The organism is Synechocystis sp. FACHB-908, from assembly GCF_014698595.1.
Taxonomy (GTDB): Bacteria; Cyanobacteriota; Cyanobacteriia; order Cyanobacteriales; family Microcystaceae; genus Synechocystis.
In genome coordinates this window covers 252,928-270,037 of sequence record NZ_JACJTH010000011.1, presented here as the reverse complement: position 1 = coordinate 270,037, position 17,110 = coordinate 252,928, and the positions used below count along the sequence as shown (strand labels likewise).

Annotated in this window: 16 protein-coding genes and 1 pseudogene; 11 read left to right on the top strand and 6 right to left on the bottom strand. The window is 50.0% G+C overall.

All coding sequences use genetic code 11. The features are described from left to right. Positions 1-18: 18 nt before the first annotated feature. Entirely contained in the window at positions 19-1,104 is a 1,086-nt protein-coding gene (gene ruvB / locus H6G46_RS04325; protein ID WP_010873577.1) for a Holliday junction branch migration DNA helicase RuvB, read from the bottom strand. A 201-nt stretch (positions 1,105-1,305) separates the two neighbouring features. On the opposite strand from ruvB, the pseudogene thiO reads away from it, so the two are divergent. The 4 genes and pseudogenes from thiO to H6G46_RS04310 form a co-directional block, all read left to right on the top strand. Continuing rightward, positions 1,306-2,325: pseudogene (thiO, locus tag H6G46_RS18410) on the top strand (glycine oxidase ThiO); the annotation flags it as partial. 93 nt (positions 2,326-2,418) lie between these two features. Further along, on the top strand, positions 2,419-3,276 hold the full coding sequence (locus H6G46_RS18405; protein WP_269464884.1) for a thiazole synthase: 858 nt from the start codon (positions 2,419-2,421) through the stop codon (positions 3,274-3,276). Positions 3,277-3,611: 335 nt separating this feature from the next. Beyond that, complete coding sequence (locus tag H6G46_RS04315; RefSeq protein ID WP_010873579.1) at positions 3,612-4,190, top strand: DUF3782 domain-containing protein; 579 nt, start codon at positions 3,612-3,614, stop codon at positions 4,188-4,190. Between the two features lie 101 nt (positions 4,191-4,291). Beyond that, the gene (locus H6G46_RS04310) at positions 4,292-5,230 is read left to right on the top strand and encodes a folate-binding protein YgfZ (protein ID WP_010873580.1); all 939 of its coding nucleotides are present in this window, start codon (positions 4,292-4,294) and stop codon (positions 5,228-5,230) included. 70 nt (positions 5,231-5,300) lie between these two features. Here the strand turns inward: H6G46_RS04310 and H6G46_RS04305 are convergent, their stop codons facing one another. Further along, entirely contained in the window at positions 5,301-5,747 is a 447-nt protein-coding gene (locus H6G46_RS04305; protein ID WP_010873581.1) for a hypothetical protein, read from the bottom strand. 255 nt (positions 5,748-6,002) lie between these two features. On the opposite strand from H6G46_RS04305, the gene cobS reads away from it, so the two are divergent. Continuing rightward, positions 6,003-6,785, top strand: coding sequence for an adenosylcobinamide-GDP ribazoletransferase (gene cobS / locus H6G46_RS04300; RefSeq protein ID WP_010873582.1), 783 nt, complete (start codon positions 6,003-6,005; stop codon positions 6,783-6,785). 225 nt (positions 6,786-7,010) lie between these two features. Here cobS and H6G46_RS04295 read toward each other — a convergent pair whose 3' ends face one another. After that, positions 7,011-7,178, bottom strand: coding sequence for a hypothetical protein (locus H6G46_RS04295; protein WP_158299081.1), 168 nt, complete (start codon positions 7,176-7,178; stop codon positions 7,011-7,013). Between the two features lie 54 nt (positions 7,179-7,232). Between H6G46_RS04295 and H6G46_RS04290 the strand changes: the two genes are divergently transcribed. The 4 genes from H6G46_RS04290 to H6G46_RS04275 all read left to right on the top strand — a co-directional run bounded on the left by H6G46_RS04290 (position 7,233) and on the right by H6G46_RS04275 (position 11,437). Next, positions 7,233-8,018 carry a hypothetical protein gene (locus tag H6G46_RS04290; RefSeq protein ID WP_010873583.1) on the top strand — a complete coding sequence of 262 codons (786 nt, stop codon included), beginning with the start codon at positions 7,233-7,235 and terminating at the stop codon, positions 8,016-8,018. Positions 8,019-8,057: 39 nt separating this feature from the next. Continuing rightward, positions 8,058-8,957, top strand: a complete 900-nt coding sequence (gene glyQ / locus H6G46_RS04285; protein WP_010873584.1) for a glycine--tRNA ligase subunit alpha — start codon at positions 8,058-8,060, stop codon at positions 8,955-8,957. Positions 8,958-9,006: 49 nt separating this feature from the next. Next, the gene (locus H6G46_RS04280) at positions 9,007-9,897 is read left to right on the top strand and encodes a mechanosensitive ion channel domain-containing protein (protein ID WP_010873585.1); all 891 of its coding nucleotides are present in this window, start codon (positions 9,007-9,009) and stop codon (positions 9,895-9,897) included. A gap of 214 nt (positions 9,898-10,111) precedes the next feature. Next, positions 10,112-11,437 carry a HAMP domain-containing sensor histidine kinase gene (locus H6G46_RS04275; RefSeq protein WP_010873586.1) on the top strand — a complete coding sequence of 442 codons (1,326 nt, stop codon included), beginning with the start codon at positions 10,112-10,114 and terminating at the stop codon, positions 11,435-11,437. Positions 11,438-11,518: 81 nt separating this feature from the next. Here the strand turns inward: H6G46_RS04275 and H6G46_RS04270 are convergent, their stop codons facing one another. After that, positions 11,519-11,884, bottom strand: a complete 366-nt coding sequence (locus H6G46_RS04270) for a DUF3593 domain-containing protein (protein ID WP_010873587.1) — start codon at positions 11,882-11,884, stop codon at positions 11,519-11,521. After that, positions 11,839-12,153 carry a DUF2499 domain-containing protein gene (locus H6G46_RS04265; protein ID WP_010873588.1) on the bottom strand — a complete coding sequence of 105 codons (315 nt, stop codon included), beginning with the start codon at positions 12,151-12,153 and terminating at the stop codon, positions 11,839-11,841. Before H6G46_RS04265 ends, H6G46_RS04270 begins: the two co-directional genes overlap by 46 nt. A gap of 402 nt (positions 12,154-12,555) precedes the next feature. Between H6G46_RS04265 and H6G46_RS04260 the strand changes: the two genes are divergently transcribed. Then, complete coding sequence (locus H6G46_RS04260) at positions 12,556-14,040, top strand: folate/biopterin family MFS transporter (protein WP_010873589.1); 1,485 nt, start codon at positions 12,556-12,558, stop codon at positions 14,038-14,040. Between the two features lie 152 nt (positions 14,041-14,192). Continuing rightward, on the top strand, positions 14,193-15,674 hold the full coding sequence (locus H6G46_RS04255; protein ID WP_010873590.1) for a site-2 protease family protein: 1,482 nt from the start codon (positions 14,193-14,195) through the stop codon (positions 15,672-15,674). A 20-nt stretch (positions 15,675-15,694) separates the two neighbouring features. Here the strand turns inward: H6G46_RS04255 and H6G46_RS04250 are convergent, their stop codons facing one another. Beyond that, the gene (locus tag H6G46_RS04250; protein ID WP_020862109.1) at positions 15,695-17,089 is read right to left on the bottom strand and encodes an ABC transporter substrate-binding protein; all 1,395 of its coding nucleotides are present in this window, start codon (positions 17,087-17,089) and stop codon (positions 15,695-15,697) included. Between the last annotated feature and the right edge of the window lie 21 nt (positions 17,090-17,110).

The window sequence follows — 17,110 nt, the reverse complement described above, 5'->3', positions numbered from 1 at the left end:
GAATTTTTTGACTACGCCTTAACTTTCCTTCCAAGGTAGCAGGGGAGTGGGGGGAGTCAACCCTAGGTGTTCATAGGCGGCGGTGGTGGCAATGCGGCCTCGACTGGTGCGGGCCAGGTAACCAATTTGTAGCAGGTAGGGTTCGTACACTTCCTCAATGGTTTTGGCATCTTCCCCTGTGGCAGCGGCGATCGCCTCTAGGCCGGTGGGGCCTCCCTGGAATTGTTCAATTAAAGTTTGTAAAACTAAGCGGTCTGTCCAATCCAAACCCCGTTTATCCACTTGGTATAAATCCAATGCTTCCGACGCAAGGGCAGGGTCAATTTCCGGCTGTTGTTTAACCTGGGCGTAATCCCGCACCCTTTTCAGTAAACGGTTGGCAATGCGGGGAGTTCCCCTGGCTCTCATGGCGATCGCCTCGGCCCCTGTGGGGGAAATAGATACGGATAAAATACCAGCGGTGCGGAGGATAATTTGTTGCAACTCATCAACCTCGTAAAATCTCAATCTTTGAATTAAGCCAAACCGATCCCGCAGCGGCGAAGTCAAAGAACCTACTTTGGTGGTAGCCCCCACAAGAGTAAAGTGGGCTAACTTTAAACTGCGGACTTTGGCGCTTTGGCCTTTGCCCATAGTGATGTCCAAACGAAAATCCTCCATGGCAGGGTAGAGCAATTCCTCGGTTAGGCGATTTAAACGGTGAATTTCGTCGATAAACAAAATATCCCCCGGTTGCAGAGCCAATAGTAGCCCCGTAATATCCCTGGGACGTTCTAACGCCGGAGCCGCAGTAATTTTGCAACGTACCTGCATTTCCTCCGCCAAAATTAGAGCTAGGGTGGTTTTGCCCAACCCCGGTGGGCCGTATAACAGCAGATGGTCGATCGCCTCTTGCCTACCTTGGGCCGCTTGGATAGCAATGCGCAACACTTCCTTGAGATCCCGTTGGCCAATGTAATCCGCTAACCGTTGGGGCCTGAGGGATGCCTCTTGCTGTTCTAACTCTGGGCTGGTACTGCGTTCCTGGGGAATAACTTCCGGGGAAAGGAGATCGGATTTAACGTTGGGAGAAAGATTATTGTTGCCGGAACGTTTAATGGCCATGGCGCAGGGAAAAGGAAAGGCTCAGCTTGAGTCGGTTCTAGTCAGTATCCCCCCATCCTACATTGGCGATCGCCGCCGGGTTGTTCGGAACATCCCAGCAAAAAAGCCTCCAGCCCTCGATAATCCGCTAACCTGAAATTAGGTACTTCTCCCCCATTTACCCAAGGCGTTAAAGCATTCAGGGGTTGATTTTTTAAGGTTATGCAAACAACCAGTGACGTTCTCATTATTGGCGGTGGCATCATCGGTTTGGCGATCGCCGTGGAACTGAAATTAAAGCAAAAGCGGTTGCAGGTCACAGTGCTGAGTCGGGATTTTGCCCAGGCGGCCAGCCATGCGGCGGCGGGAATGTTAGCCCCCCATGCGGAACAAATCGCCCCAGGCCCCATGCTGGATCTATGTTTGGCTTCCCGCTGGCGTTACGGGGAATGGGTGGAAAAACTGGAACAGTTAACAGGCATGGAAACGGGTTATAACCCCTGTGGCATCCTCTCCCCCGTGTTTGAAGCGCCCCATGGCAATAGTTCCACTAATTCTGCCTGGTTAGACCAGGAAACCATTCGATACTATCAACCAGGGCTGGGGGAAGACGTAATTGGTGGTTGGTGGCATCCCGACGATGGCCAAGTGGATAACCGCAAACTGGTCAGTGCTCTGCGGCAAGCGGCCCAATCCCTGGGAGTACAAATTCAAGAAGGGGTCACCGTCCAGGCGATCGCCCAACGTCATGGCCAAGTGACTGCGGTGCTAACGGATCAGGGTTCTTTCCAAGCAGATAGCTACGTGTTGGCCAACGGCTCCTGGGCCAAGGAATTACTGCCCCTGCCGGTATTCCCAGTTAAAGGTCAAATGATGGCCCTGCGGATGCCAGCGGGAACTCACCAGCCCTATCCTTTGCAACGGGTACTTTTTGGTCCCCAAACCTATCTGGTGCCCCGGCGGGATGGCCGCTTAATTGTGGGGGCAACTTCGGAGCAGGTGGACTGGCAGCCCCATAATACGCCCCAGGGCATTCAAACCCTATTAGGTCGAGCCATTAGACTTTTCCCGGCCCTAGGCGATTGGGCCATTGAGGATTTTTGGTGGGGATTTCGCCCCGGCACCCCCGATGAACAGCCTTTCTTGGGCTATGGCCCCTGTGATAATCTCATTTTGGCGATCGGTCATTACCGCAACGGCATTTTGCTCGCCCCCATCACCGCCGCTTTGATTAGCGATTTAATCCTCGACCAGAAGGTTTCTCCCCTCATCCATGCCTTTAGTCCCCAACGTTTTCTAACAACTACCAATCCCCCTGTACTGTCCTGCCGCCCTATGACTGCTGTATTTCCTTCCATTGCCAACCCTTCCCTGCCCCATGCCGCTGAAAATTCAGAGGGCAGTAAAGATTTGCTAGAAATTGCTGGCCGTAAATTCCACTCCCGCCTAATGACGGGCACCGGCAAATATCCTTCCCTCACCACCATGCAGGAAAGCGTCGCTAGCAGTGGTTGTCAGATTGTCACCGTGGCAGTGCGCCGAGTACAAACCAATGCCCCAGGCCACGAGGGATTAGCGGAAGCCATTGATTGGTCCACCATTTGGATGCTCCCCAACACCGCTGGTTGTCAAACGGCCGAGGAAGCTATTCGGGTAGCCCGGTTGGGAAGGGAAATGGCTAAGTTACTGGGCCAGGAAGATAATAATTTCATCAAGCTAGAAGTCATTCCCGATACCCAATACCTCTTACCAGACCCCATTGGCACCCTCGAGGCGGCAGAACAGTTGGTTAAGGAAGGTTTTGCCGTACTGCCCTATATCAACGCTGATCCCTTATTGGCGAAAAGGCTGGAAGAAGTGGGCTGTGCCACTGTGATGCCCCTTGGTTCCCCCATCGGTTCTGGGCAGGGTATCCGTAACGCCGCCAACATTGGCATCATTATTGAGAATGCCAAGGTTCCCGTGGTGGTGGATGCGGGCATTGGCACCCCCAGTGAAGCAGCCCAAGCAATGGAAATGGGCGCTGATGCGGTGTTGATCAACAGTGCGATCGCCATGGCGGCCAATCCCGTGGCCATGGCCCAGGCTATGGGAATGGCTACCCAAGCAGGGAGGCTCGCCTATCTGTCGGGCAGAATGCCCATTAAAGCCAAGGCCAATGCCAGTTCTCCCCTCACGGGCCTAGTGGGTTAGGAGATTTTCCGGATCAAAAGTCCCAAACTCTTAGAGCGTGTTTGAAAAGTCGGCATAATTGGGAAAAATGGTGAAGAATATAGAATTTTCACCATTTTCCATTCTTCACCCTACTTTTCAAACATATTCTTAACTAATGAGAACTTTTAAAAACAGCAACAAAAAAATACTCAACAATTCAGGCACAGGAAATCCCAACAATAAAGCGTTCATTAGCCACTAAAATTACCTTGCAGCTATCGAAACTTGCTTTGCAAATCGGCGAGCTGGGGCGATCGCCAAGGACAGGTGGCGACCCGTTAAACTTGAGTCAAGACAAATAATCCCGAATAACTATGGCAACTACCGCTGATGAAGTTTGGCAATTGCTTGGAGAACTGATCCAGTCCCAGAAAGAAACGGAACGGCGTTTGCAAGAAACTGAACGTTTACTGAAAGAACAGTCCCAAAAAACTGATCGCCAAATTCAAGAGTTGAGTAAACAAATTGGTGGTCTAGGCAAAAAATTCGGCAGCTTTACTGAAGGGCTGGCCTTGCCTTCCATGGAAACTATCCTCTACGAAAAATTTGCCATGGAAGTGGTGACCCCCAGCGTCCGAGTGAGCAAGCGGGGCAAACATATTGAATTAGATGTGCTGGCCTATGCCAATGGAGAGGTGAACACCGCCATTGTGGTAGAGGTTAAAAGCCATGCCCGCCAGGAATCCATCGGTCAATTAATTACCCACCTGCAAAGCTTTCGGGAATTTTTTCCTGAGCATGGAGACAAAAAACTCTATGGCATCCTCGCCGCCGTAGATTTGTCCAATGCCCTGCGGGAAGAAGTGTTAAAAGCTGGATTATACGTCGCCCGCATTCGGGGAGAAATTTTTGAACTCGATACTCCCCCCACTTTTCAGCCCAAAGCTTGGTAGGGAGAATTTCTACCTCTACCCATGGATAACCGCCATAAACTTTCTGCCCCTAATCCTGCTATAGAATTCAGTAGTAGAATCAAATTTAGATTTATTTATTCATGGCCCTTCCCTTTGACCTGGAGCAAACTTGGCTCTATCCCCTGCCCGAATTTAGTTTGATTGCATTACAAGGGGAAGACCGGCGGCGCTTTTTACACAACCAAACCACCAACGCAGTGGAAGCTAGGGCTGTGGGGGAATGGTTTGAAACCGTATTCGTCAACTCCACCGGCAGAACCTTAGAACTTGCCACGGTCTATGTACGTCAAGACTCCCTTTGGCTTCAAGTGGAAGCCGGGCAAAAAGATTTCCTCTGGCAATGGATGGACCGATTTATTTTCCCCTTTGACAAAGTGGAACTGCGGGATTTATCTGCCCATTATCGGGCGGTGGTGCTGTTGGGGGAAAAGGTTGAAGAGCATAATTTAGGTTGGCAATTGCCCACTGGGAACCAATGGTTAGCCCAATCGGTGCAGGGAGTTGAATTGCTCATTTCCGCCCAAACGGGGTTGGATTTGCCCGGTTATACGGTGATTTTTCCTGCGGATCAACAGGAATTGGTTAATCAACTTTGGGGGCATTTACCCCTAATCAACCCAGACCAATGGGAAAGTTTGCGTATTTACCAGGGCAGACCCCAAGCAGGGAAAGAATTAACAGAGGACTACAATCCCCTCGAAGCGGGTTTGTGGCGAGCGATCTCTTTTACTAAAGGTTGTTACATTGGGCAGGAAACCATTGCCCGTTTGAATACTTACCAAGGCGTCAAACAAAGGTTGTGGCGCATTACCCTTGATCGCCAGGCGGAAGCGGGAACGGTGATTACCCTAGAAGGACAAAAGGTGGGCATTTTAACCAGTGTGAAAGGATTGACGGGGTTGGGTTACCTCAAAACTAAGTTGGTTGATCAGGGCATGACAGTGCAGTTGGGAGAGGCGATCGCCACGGTAGAAAAACCACCCTACCTGAGCCACCAATATTACCAAGGGCCCAGTTAGATCCCAGCACAAAAGTTTTTCCGCTCAAAAGTCAAATTGATCGGGCAAGTTTGCAAGGACTAGAAGCCTGTCAAAAGTCTTCTTGGTCAGTCTGGACATCAAACCTGGCTGCTAACACCTCTGCTACCGCTTCTTCCAAATCCAGAGGTATAAGTTGGCCATGATTTTCCCTTGGGCTGAGCCAACCATCCAAGGGCATCAGTCGTAACTGCCGACTTTCTTGCCAGAGGTCCATAACAGTTTTTCCCTGGTTATCAAGGCTAATTTCCAGATAATCAAAGCTGTTGACGTTGAGATAAAGGGATTGATTGGTAACAACGGTAGCCTGTTGAGCATCGCTAAACACATCTAGGATCCAACCCTGGCCTTCGGCCTGGGATATGCCATCCAATTGATAGTAGTAATTAACCTGTCCTAAATCGTTTAGGGCCCGTTGCATATCTTCTTTGTTGACCAAAATACCCTGTTCTATCACACAGGGAGCCGGCAGGGGGAGGGGATGAAATTCAGGATTCATGGGGGTGAGGGCGGGGTAAAAAGCTTGGTCAGTCGGTTGAAGCTAAATATTTACGATTATTAATTCCACCAGGATTACTAACAAAAATCACGTAAAAGTATTAGTCTAGATGGGGAATTTTAGTTTTGGGTTGCCAAGCCGTCGGTGGAGCGATTTGATTGATCCCCGCTTCAATTTTGATCTTAGCCCAAGAATTCGTAACTAGATTTTAAGTTTTTGCTGAGTGGCAACTTCTTACCCTGGGAATGGTGATTTATGGAATGGTGGCGTCGCTGGTATTTTCTCTGGGGCGGAGATAGTGTGGGGGCGGCCATTCTGTTTTACACTCGTTTGCCCTGGCCTCCGAGCTGGCCAGTAAATTTTGACCGTATTGCCCGTTGGATAACCCTAATGGGACTTTTGCTGTCCCTAATTTTGCTGGCGTTAGATCGAGGCTTACATTGGTTGGGCATGGACAACCTATTGCAATCAGCCGTTGTGGTTAGCCTTTGGTTAGCTTTGACCGGGGGGCTCCATTTGGACGGGGTAGCGGATACGGCCGATGGTTTAGCGGTGACCAATCCCAGCAAACGCTTAGCGGTAATGCAAGACAGTTATACGGGGGCCTATGGCGTGATGGCGATCGCCGTGGTTTTATTGCTAAAAACCTTTGCCTTGGCTAGTTTTAGTGACCATGGTTTAGCAAGCTGGGCCCTTATCATGGCTTTGGGGTGGGGCCGTTGGGGCCAACTGTTGGCGATCGCCCTTTATCCTTACCTGAGAGAAAACGGCAAAGGTGCCATGCATAAACGCAATTTAAAATTAAGGCCCGATTTGCTGCTGGGCACAATGATTATTGTCTTTGGGGGAGTGGGCATGGGTTACGCCCTAGCCATTGAGCCTTGGTTGATTCTGGGGGCTACGGGGAGTTCGGCACTAATAGCCTGGGCCGTGGGGCGGTGGTTTGCTCAACAATTTAAAGGTCACACGGGGGACACCTATGGCGCAGTGGTGGAATGGAGTGAAGTATTGATTTTGCTAGGTTTGTCCTTGGTTTAAAGGTTTGAGCCATCTCAATGGCGGTTAATTTTGCCCCGCCATGGGATTATGACCAGTATCAAAGTGAATCGGCGATAATTGTCCTAAATTTTGCAGGAGTAGACATTGGCAGAAAAACGGAAAAAACGGCGATCATCCTCTTCTTTGTTTGGAAAACCCCTATTGGGTTTGGTAGGATTGACCCTAGCGTTATATTTGTTGAGGGGCTGGGGGATTATTACCTTTTTACCTGGGGGAATCTTCCTTGGCATGGCCGCCCTCACGGTCTTGGTGGCCCTGTTGTACGGCTGGGAATTGACTAGCCGTTAGGTCAATGTTGGTAATGCTGGGGTAAAATTCAGACCGCAAACTGTTGTGATCATTGCCGCAGGTTTGTTCGTTTTTGCTTAACATTTAACTCTGTTTCCGATTCGATTCATCTAAATCTGGTTCAATTGCTGAGTTGCCATGACTGGAAAAGTTGCCGAAAGTGATCCCAAAGGACTGTTAGTACTGATTCTGCCCCTGGCCGTGGCGATGGTTTTTATCTACAAAACCTGGCGGTGGATTTTGTTCGGTCTCACCTTGGCGATCGCCTGGGTGGCCTGGGACAATTATCAATGGCAACAGAAATGCATCGCCATCGACCCCCTGTTCAATCAACTGGTGCAAAAAAATCAGGGCATCATCACCAAGGCAGATTTGATTGATGCGGGCATTGCCAAAGGTCGGGCAGCCCAACGTTATCTGGATGACAAGGTGGCGGAGTATGGCCCCTACGAAAAACAGGTGGGGCAAGCGAAAGTTTACTACTTTATTTCTTCCTCTACCCTAGGCGACATTTTTGACGACAGTGAACCGGAATTGGAAGAGCCTGCCCCCAGCTCTCGCCAGTTAGCCGCTACCACCGCTCCGGTGGTGGACCATCCCCTAGTACCTCCCCAGGAAGAATTGATGGCGGCCCCGGTTGGTCAAAGTCCTTTCTCCCAATTGGCGGAAATTAAGGAAGCCCGTAAGCACCAGGAAGAGGAGAAGACGGCCGAAGCCACGGAATCCACTCCAGCAGAAACTACCCCAAGCAATTCCGCCCTGACCTTGATCCAATCGGAATTAGCCAAGCGCCTAGACACCACCTCCAGCACCCTAGCCCGGCGCAAAAACGAAGATAATTTTGCCGACTGGAGTCAAACTAGGGACCCCGATGGCCTGGCTTGGAGCTATGATCCAGAGTCCAAATTATTCGTCACCATCTAGTCCTTTAGTAATCATTTAGCATCAAGTTGTTGGCTTTCTATGACCATTACTTTCCAAGCTGTTATCGCCAAGTTGAACGAATTTTGGGCCCAGCAAGGTTGCCTCATTGCCCAACCCTTTGACACGGAAAAAGGCGCTGGCACCATGAATCCCCACACCTTTCTACGGGCGATCGGGCCGGAACCTTGGTCAGTGGCCTATGTGGAGCCCTGTCGCCGGCCCACCGATGGCCGCTATGGAGAAAATCCCAACCGGGTACAGCACTATTTCCAGTATCAGGTGTTAATTAAGCCTTCCCCGGACAATATTCAGGAAGTGTATCTTGATTCCCTACGGGCCCTGGGTATTCAGCCCGAGGATCACGACATTCGTTTTGTGGAAGATAACTGGGAATCCCCAACCCTGGGGGCCTGGGGCGTAGGCTGGGAAGTGTGGCTCGACGGCATGGAAGTGACCCAATTTACCTATTTTCAGCAATGTGGTGGCATTGACTGTCGCCCCGTTTCCATCGAGATTACCTATGGCTTGGAACGGTTGGCCATGTATCTGCAAAATGTGGAGGCGATCGACCAAATTCAGTGGAATGAAAAGCTCAGCTACGGGGATATTTTCTGGCAGGGAGAAGTAGAGCAGTGTACCTATAATTTTGAAGCGTCTAACCCCGATTTATTATTTCAATTGTTTGCCCTTTACGAACAGGAAGCAGGGCAGTTAATCGAACGGGGTTTAGCTTTGCCCAGTTTGGAATATGTCCTGAAATGCTCCCATGCGTTTAATTTACTCGACGCGAGGGGAGTAATTGCCGTGACTGAGCGCACCCGTTACATTGGTCGCATTCGTAACTTGGCTAGGGAAGTGGCCCATATTTATTTACAACAACGGGAAGCCCTAGGTTTTCCCTTGGATAAAAAAGTAGATAAACCAATTTCCCTCGTATAGGCTGATTTAAAAACTTAAATTACCGCCCAGCCTGTCCCCTACACCATTAATGGTGAATTTGTTGTTTCTTTTTTTCATTATGTCCTTTTTCCCAAATAATATTTTCGATTATGATCAACAAGCAATTACTGATTTACTAATTACTGCTTCTCTGAAAATTCTCTTTGCGCTAGCAATTTTATTAATTGGCTTTTGGTTATCGAAAAGACTACAAAAGCTAATTATTAGAGCCTTAAGAAAATCCAATCTGGAGCCAACTTTTATTTCCTTTGCGGGCAATATCAGTTACTACCTACTTTTGGTTGTGTTCTTTGTGCTCTGTTTAGCCCAACTAGGCATTCAAACTAGTTCCCTCGTCGCTCTTTTGGGGGCTTCCACCCTGGCGATCGGTTTAGCTCTGCAGGGTTCCCTCGCTAACGTGGCAGGGGGTATTTTGCTGGTGTTGTTTAATTATTTTCGGGTGGGGGAAAGGATCGAAGTTGCTGGCATTGAAGGGATCGTGGAGTCGATTGAGATACTTTCGACTACCATTTGTACCTACGACAATCGCTTGGTGACTATTCCCAATAAACAAATCATTGAAAATAATATTATTAACCATGTGGGTAAGCCCGAGCGCCGCATAGATTTAGTCATTGGGGTGGGGTACGAGGAAGATATTGACCATGTACGGTCTTCTTTACAGTGGGTAATTGATCAAAATAGTGAAGTTTGCACAGAACCAGCCCCTACCATTGCCCTGGGGGAATTAGGAGATAGCAGTGTTAATTTCTACGTGCGTCCCTGGGTAAAATCTGAAGATTACTTCCGCCTCAAATTGCAATTAACCGAAGCAATTAAACGGAAGCTAGACGAAGAAAATATTTCCATTCCTTTCCCCCAGCGGGACGTACATTTAATTCAACCAGAAACAAAGGAGTTGGATATTAAAGCGGCTTAAAAGTTAGCTACATTTCTAAGGTTACTAAGTAATTAGGGGGAATGACTGAATTTCCCCCATGGTCTCAGTGGGGGATGATAATCGAGGGAGAAAACTTAGTTATTCTGCCCATCTTTATCAGTGAAACTCCGGTAATTGACAAGTTCCATACAATTTCCCCTTACCATCTGGTACCCAAGGATTTTTGCCACCTCGTCCCAGGACAATTAACGCTATGTTTCAGGCCACCCGTCGACGTTTAGCTTTGTGGTACACCTTGGTAACAGCGGTGTTATTGTTGCTATTTGCTAGCGGGGTTTATTTCTATGTCCGTCAAACCTTGGTAGAAAGAATTGATGACACCCTTAAGCATGTGGTGGAAGTGGTGAATCGTTCTCTGGTGGTACAAGGCCTAGACCAGGCGGAATATGGGCTGAATGTGTCGGCAAGTTTTCGCGATAATGACGCTTCCGTGGACGATGACCACATTGATTTGGAGTGGTTCAGTGCGGAGGGTCGCTTGCTGTGGTCCACCATGGGCAACAATTCTCCCCTTTCCCTTGCTAGCCAATCTAAGACAGAGACAGTTTCTTTTTCCGGCGATCGCCAGTTGCGCCAAGTAACGAAAAGAATTCAGGAAGGGGGCATGGTATTGGGCTATCTGCGGGTGAGCCATCCTTGGTTTGAAGTGACTAAACCCATTCAGCAATTGGCCTGGGATTTAAGCTTGGGGCTAACTATTTTGGTGAGTAGTGCGGCGGCCATTGGTTGGTTTCTATCGGGGTTAGCGATGGAGCCGATCGCCGAATCTTACCAGAGCTTGAAACAGTTCACCGCCGATGCCTCCCACGAACTTAGAAACCCCATTGCGGTGATTCAAACCAATGTGCAACAGGCTTTGGAATATCCCGAAGCGGACCCCCAACAACAACGCCAACAACTCCAGGTCATTGAACGACTTACCCAACGGCTGGGCAATTTGGTTAATGATTTGCTCTTCCTGGCCCGTTCTGACAGTGGGACCCTCGGCCGGACTTGGCAAACCATTCCTTTGGATGCGTTGTTGATTGAGGTGATTGAAGAACAACGGCTCACCGCTGAACAACGGGGAATTTTTCTTTCCCTTAGAATCGAAAGCCGGGGAGAGGAACTGGAGGAAGATTTCACTGTGCAAGGAGATTGGGACCAGTTGGCTCGCCTATTCACTAACCTAATTACCAACGCCTTTGACCATAGCCGGCCCCGGGAACAAACGGAACCTTCCGTAGCCCTCACCCTAGAACACTGTACTGCTGACCATGGGGCCCTGCGACCTAGGCAATCTGGCTTACAGGTCACAGTGGCAGATAACGGGGTGGGCATTGACCCAGAGCAAATTCCCCATTTATTTGACCGCTTTTTCCGGGCGGATCCTTCCCGATCGCCTAATCAAGGGGTTGGCCTCGGGCTGGCGATTGTGGCGGCCATTGTTCAGCATCACCAGGGCAAAATCAGTGTCACCAGTTCTCCCCAGGGCAGTCAATTTCGGGTGCAACTGCCTAGTGCCGCTCCTCTTGGATAGGCAGTTAAATTTCCCAGTTTTAAACTTCTTACTTTGCTTTATCGTTTCCCTACGATTTCCCCTGCTCACTGAACAACAAAGCTAATTATTTTCCTGTTTTTCCGCCGATTGTCGGGCTAGACCCTGGATAAAGCCAAAAACTACCAACAGATTGGAAAGGGATAAAAATACCTCTGCACTGCCGTGGAGCCAATCTACATCGGCCAACTGGGCTTGGTAATGGCTTTCAGCGTAGAGCCCCGCAGGGATAGTTACCACAACAAACACCAATAGAACATAAAATCCCACCATTACGAGCTTGGGGGTTTGCGGCGATTGCCGTAGAAACCAGAGAAAACCCAGGTAGGGAAAAAGGGAAAGGGCAAAAAGATTTTCCTTGGCAAAAATTTGGCTAAGTTCCATCAGGGCTTGGGGGCAGAGGGCTGGGCTGATTGACGATAAATCCACCAGGCCGCCAGGCAAAGGGTAATATTGCCAATCACGGTGGTCAGGGCCTGGAGCGTCACTAACCAATCTAACTGACTAGCATTGTCAAAGAAATGCCAAGTACAGGCACAGGTGGCACTCACCAGGGCTGGCACCATCCCCCAGGCCAGGGCCCGCCAGTGGCCATAACCAGCTTTTGTAGCATAACGACTCACCAAGGCGATCGCCACGATCCATTCAATGACACTGGAAACATGAACCATCCAAGTGGGAATTGAGAGAGCATTCACTATGGGCTATCCTGGGTGACTGATTTCTATTCAGTAACGATTGCAATCAAAACAAACCAATCATACTGTTCAAAGCCACTGCCGACTGGGGAAAGCAACCTGAGCCATATCTTTTAGGCAAGACCTTTAGGCAAATGGTAACAAAAGCGTTTCGTCTGGTGTGGTTGCAATTTAGGGTTCCGAGGAAAAACTCCACTACCTCGATGATGTTAGTCCCATGGGGTGGTCGTTGCGGAAAAACGCTCCATCTGACCGATTGGTTAACTCTGGCTAATTTCGGTTAATACCTACGGCTGGCGATCGCCAGTAATTTCCGAAACCAATCAGTGCCTGGGTTGGGCTCTTGGCCGGAGGAAATGTCCTACCATGGGGAATACGTAACGAAATATTAAGCAAGTTTCTGTGCTTGTTGCTATGTCCATGACCCCGATCGCCATTTTATTCTCCACTCCCTTGAAGCGTTTCCTGCGGGAAAAGGTGCTCCTGGGCAATGCTCCCAGTTGGGAGTTACTGGCCATCCTCAGCATTTACTTTGTACAAGGGGTGTTGGGTCTCTCCCGTTTAGCAGTGAGCTTTTTCCTCAAGGATGAACTGGGACTGAGTCCGGCGGCTATGGGGGCTCTGATTGGTTTAGGGGCGGCGCCCTGGATTCTGAAGCCAGTGCTTGGTTTAATGTCCGACACGGTGCCTCTATTTGGCTATCGACGGCGATCATACCTCTGGTTATCGGGGTTAATGGGTAGTGCCGGTTGGCTATTGTTTGCTGCCTGGGTGAGCAGTGGTACTCAAGCCGGGTTAGTGTTGCTTTTCACTTCCCTATCCGTGGCGATCGGCGATGTGATTGTCGATTCCCTAGTGGTGGAACGGGCCCAACGGGAATCCTTAGCCCAAGTGGGATCTTTGCAATCCCTCACCTGGGGAGCCGCCGCCGTGGGGGGCATTATCACCGCCTATGCCAGTGGGGCTTTGTTGGAGTGGTTTAGCACCCGCACCGTATTCGCCATCACCGCCATTTTTCCTTTGCTGACCGTTGGGGCAGCTTTTTTAATCAGCGAAGTTTCCACCGCTGAGGAAGAGGAGAAACCGCAACCCAAGGCCCAAATTAAATTGGTTTGGCAGGCGGTACGTCAAAAAACGATTCTATTGCCCACTTTGTTTATTTTCTTTTGGCAGGCAACCCCCAGCGCCGAGTCAGCCTTTTTTTATTTCACCACCAACGAGTTAGGCTTTGAGCCGAAATTTTTGGGGCGGGTGCGCTTGGTCACTAGCGTGGCCGGATTGATTGGGGTGGGACTTTACCAACGCTTTTTAAAAACCTTGCCTTTCCGGGTGATCATGGGCTGGAGTACAGTGATTTCCAGCCTGCTGGGGTTAACTACCCTGATTTTAATTACCCACGCCAACCGAGCCATGGGTATTGATGACCATTGGTTTAGCTTGGGGGATAGCATTATTCTCACCGTAACGGGGCAAATTGCCTTTATGCCGGTGTTGGTTTTGGCCGCGCGCCTCTGTCCCCCGGGCATTGAAGCGACTTTGTTTGCCCTATTGATGTCGGTGATGAATTTGGCCGGCGTATTGTCCTTCGAGGTGGGGTCATTACTGACCCATTGGTTGGGGGTAACGGAAACCCAATTTGATAATTTGGCTTTGTTGGTCATTATCACTAACCTTTCCACCCTGCTGCCCTTGCCCTTTTTGGGACTGTTGCCAGCGGGAGATCCCCAAGTAAAAGACAAAACAGAAAAAGAGGATAATCCTGATGACCCAGGCGATCGCCTGGTGTTGCCTCCAGCGGAAGTGTTTGAACATCATACAGTGGGCAGTTTGAGCGACCAAAATTTCTTGCCCGAATTTTTCCCGGAAAAAAGTTCCAGCCGTCCCTAGTTTCCGGTGAGTAGGGCTACAACGCTTTGCCCCTGGAGGCAATACTTTAGACTGGAGAGGGGATTGATTGGCCTCGAACTGCCTGTTTTGCTAATCCAGGCCACCCCGCCCAGAATCTAGCTGTGACCCTGTAACCTCCGAGTTTTGTAACAATGTGGCTTCTTTTGCTCATCCTTGCTGTCATCACTTATTTTGTGGTTAAAAGCAATGCCGCCCCCATCACCCGCACCCCGATTTGGATATTGTGGTTGGTGTTGATGGCTCCGGCCACCCTCTGGACAATTTGGGCCATGATTTACGGCCCCGATGCCCCCCTGCCGCCCCTACTGCTCCTGGGGCCATTTTTGGTTTGTCCACTGCTCTACTGGTGGTTGGTGCAAAAAGGTCGCATTGTCCCCGATAAAGAGGCCCAAGCTACCGCTTCCCCTAGCACCGATGGCACCCAAGGAAAAGAGCAGAAATCATCACAGCCAACCCCTCGACCCATTGATGCGGCGGAAGAAAAATCTTTGCGGGATTGTTTTCCCTGGGGAGTGTATTACCTCCAGCAATTAGACTATCGCCCCCAAGCCATTCTGTGCCGAGGTAAATTACAGGTAGCGCCGGAAATGGCCTATGAACGGGTCAAGGGCAATGTGGAAGATGTCTTTGGCGATCGCTTTTTAGTTTTATTTCAAGAAAGTTTACAAGGCCAACCTTTTTTCGCCTTGGTCCCTAACCCGGCCCAGGCGAAGGAAGATCGCGTTAATAATGGCGAAAAGCTCCATAAACCTTGGTTAGCGTTAACCTTACTGCTGCTCACTGGGTTTACCACCACCATGGTGGGGGCGGAAATGGCCGGTTTGACCCCCGAAAAACTCCAGGCAGGCATCCAGACGTTAATGGTGGGTTTACCCTACAGTTTGGCAATTTTGACTATTTTGGGGTGCCATGAATTGAGTCACTATGGGGCAGCGATCCACTACAAAATCCGCACCACTTTGCCCTATTTCATTCCCATTCCCTTCTTTTTGGGTACCTTTGGCGCTTTTATCCAGATGAAGTCCCCGGTGCCCCACCGTAAGGCCTTATTTGATGTGGCGATCGCCGGGCCGTTGGGGGGCTTGGTGGTGGCGTTGCCAATTTTATGGTGGGGGTTGGCCCAATCCACTGTGGAACCCATGCCGGACAATACTAACCTGTTGCGGTTTGATGCCCTGGATTATCGTTTTTCTCTGCTGATGACCCTAATTACGAAGGCAGCGTTGGGCAGTCAATTAGGGGCTAATACGGTGTTAGACCTCCATCCCTTGGCGATCGCCGGTTACATTGGTTTGATTGTGACTGCCTTGAATCTGATGCCCTTTGGTCAATTGGACGGGGGGCACATTATCCACGCCATGTTGGGACAACGGGCGGCCATTGTGACAGGGCAAATTACCAGGGTGGCCATGGTGCTGCTGTCCTTTATCCGTAGTGATTTTTTCATCTGGGCAATTATTTTGTTACTGATGCCTGTGGGGGATCAGCCAGCTTTAAATGATGTCAGCGAGTTGGATGACCGTCGGGATTTGTTAGGTATTCTGGCGATCGCCATTTTGATTTTGATCCTTTTGCCGGTGCCGCCCCCATTAGCCCAGTGGTTGGGAATATAGGGTTAAAAAAAATTGCTAACTCAGCGGTTAATGGGGAAAAAATCGTAGCCGGTCACATGGCTGGGGGAAGGTTTAATTTGCACCAAGGTGGCTTGCCCTGCCCGATCGCCGTTGGGTAAAAAGCGCACTTCCCCGTTAATGGTGCTAGAAACAAATTCCGGTTCCGTCAAAACTTTTTGTAAACCTTCACGGCTGGGAGCGACGGCCAAGGCATTGGCCACGACATAAACCGCATCATAGGTGGCCGCCGTACGCCAAGACACATCTCCCCCCCAAAACTTGCGGGCCGCCTCGGCAAAGGGACGATTGGCCCCACGCTTGGAACTCCAGGGAATGGCCACCATTAAATCCACCATGCTCTGTCCCTGCTCCAACGTTTTAATCGTAGACAGGGGACTATTGCCATAGAGCTTTAACCTTCCTCGGTTGGCATCGCCCAGGGCAAAGGCACGGTCTAGACGATCGATGTGGGGCAAAATCAGCAATCCCTGGGCCCCGCTGGCAACAATTTCTGCCATTTTGGTTTGGCTGTTGAAATTAGCTTCACTCAGATCGCAGACGGTGGGGGCTAACTGGCCGCCGCTGGCCAACAAACCAGTGGTAAATTCCTGGTAAAAAGAAACGCCATCGGGAGCTTTGGAATCGTAGCAAACCGCCACTTGGTCCACTTCTTTCCCGACCTGTTGCACCAAGGTTTGGGCGGAGGTATTGATTTGGGGAATAACCCGAAAAATATGGTTGCCAACATTGGTAATGCCATTGGCGTCGCTGGTGGCGTTGACCAGCACTAATCCCCCCGCTTCGTAGGTAGGGGCCGCACTGAGGGTGGCACTGCTGGCATTGTGTCCCACCACCCCCAAAATCTGATTTTGTTTGACTAACTCCCCGGCAAATTGTTGGGCTAAAGTGCCGTCATTGGCATCATTGACAATGGTGATGTGCAGAAAACGACCGTCAATCCCGCCCTTTTGATTAATTTCTTCCTGGGCCTGGGCCGCTCCTCGCAAAATTTCCTGGGCAATGTTGAGGCTACTGCCCACCGGGGCCACCACCGCTATCTGGAGGGGATTATGGTCTAAAGCCCGCAGATTGTTCAGATAGATCCAGGCTTCCGGGTCGTTGGGGGATTTTTCCAGATATTGAGTTAACTGTTGCAACGCTTCCTGGTTTTTACCCCCGGCGATCGCCTTGGAAGCAAATAGTTTAGTTTCGTTATCCATGGTGGGAACAAGCACCTTTTCCCCCGTGCTGACATTGGCTTGTAATTCCCTTGGCATGGACCCCGTGGTGGATAAACCGGGCCCCACCGTAGCAGGATTCATTCTATTAAATAAAAACCAACCTCCCCCTCCCACAATGCCCAAGGTGACTAACAACGCACCGATTAAAATGGGAATCTCGTTTTTGTTGGACATATTGGTACTCACACTTAAGGG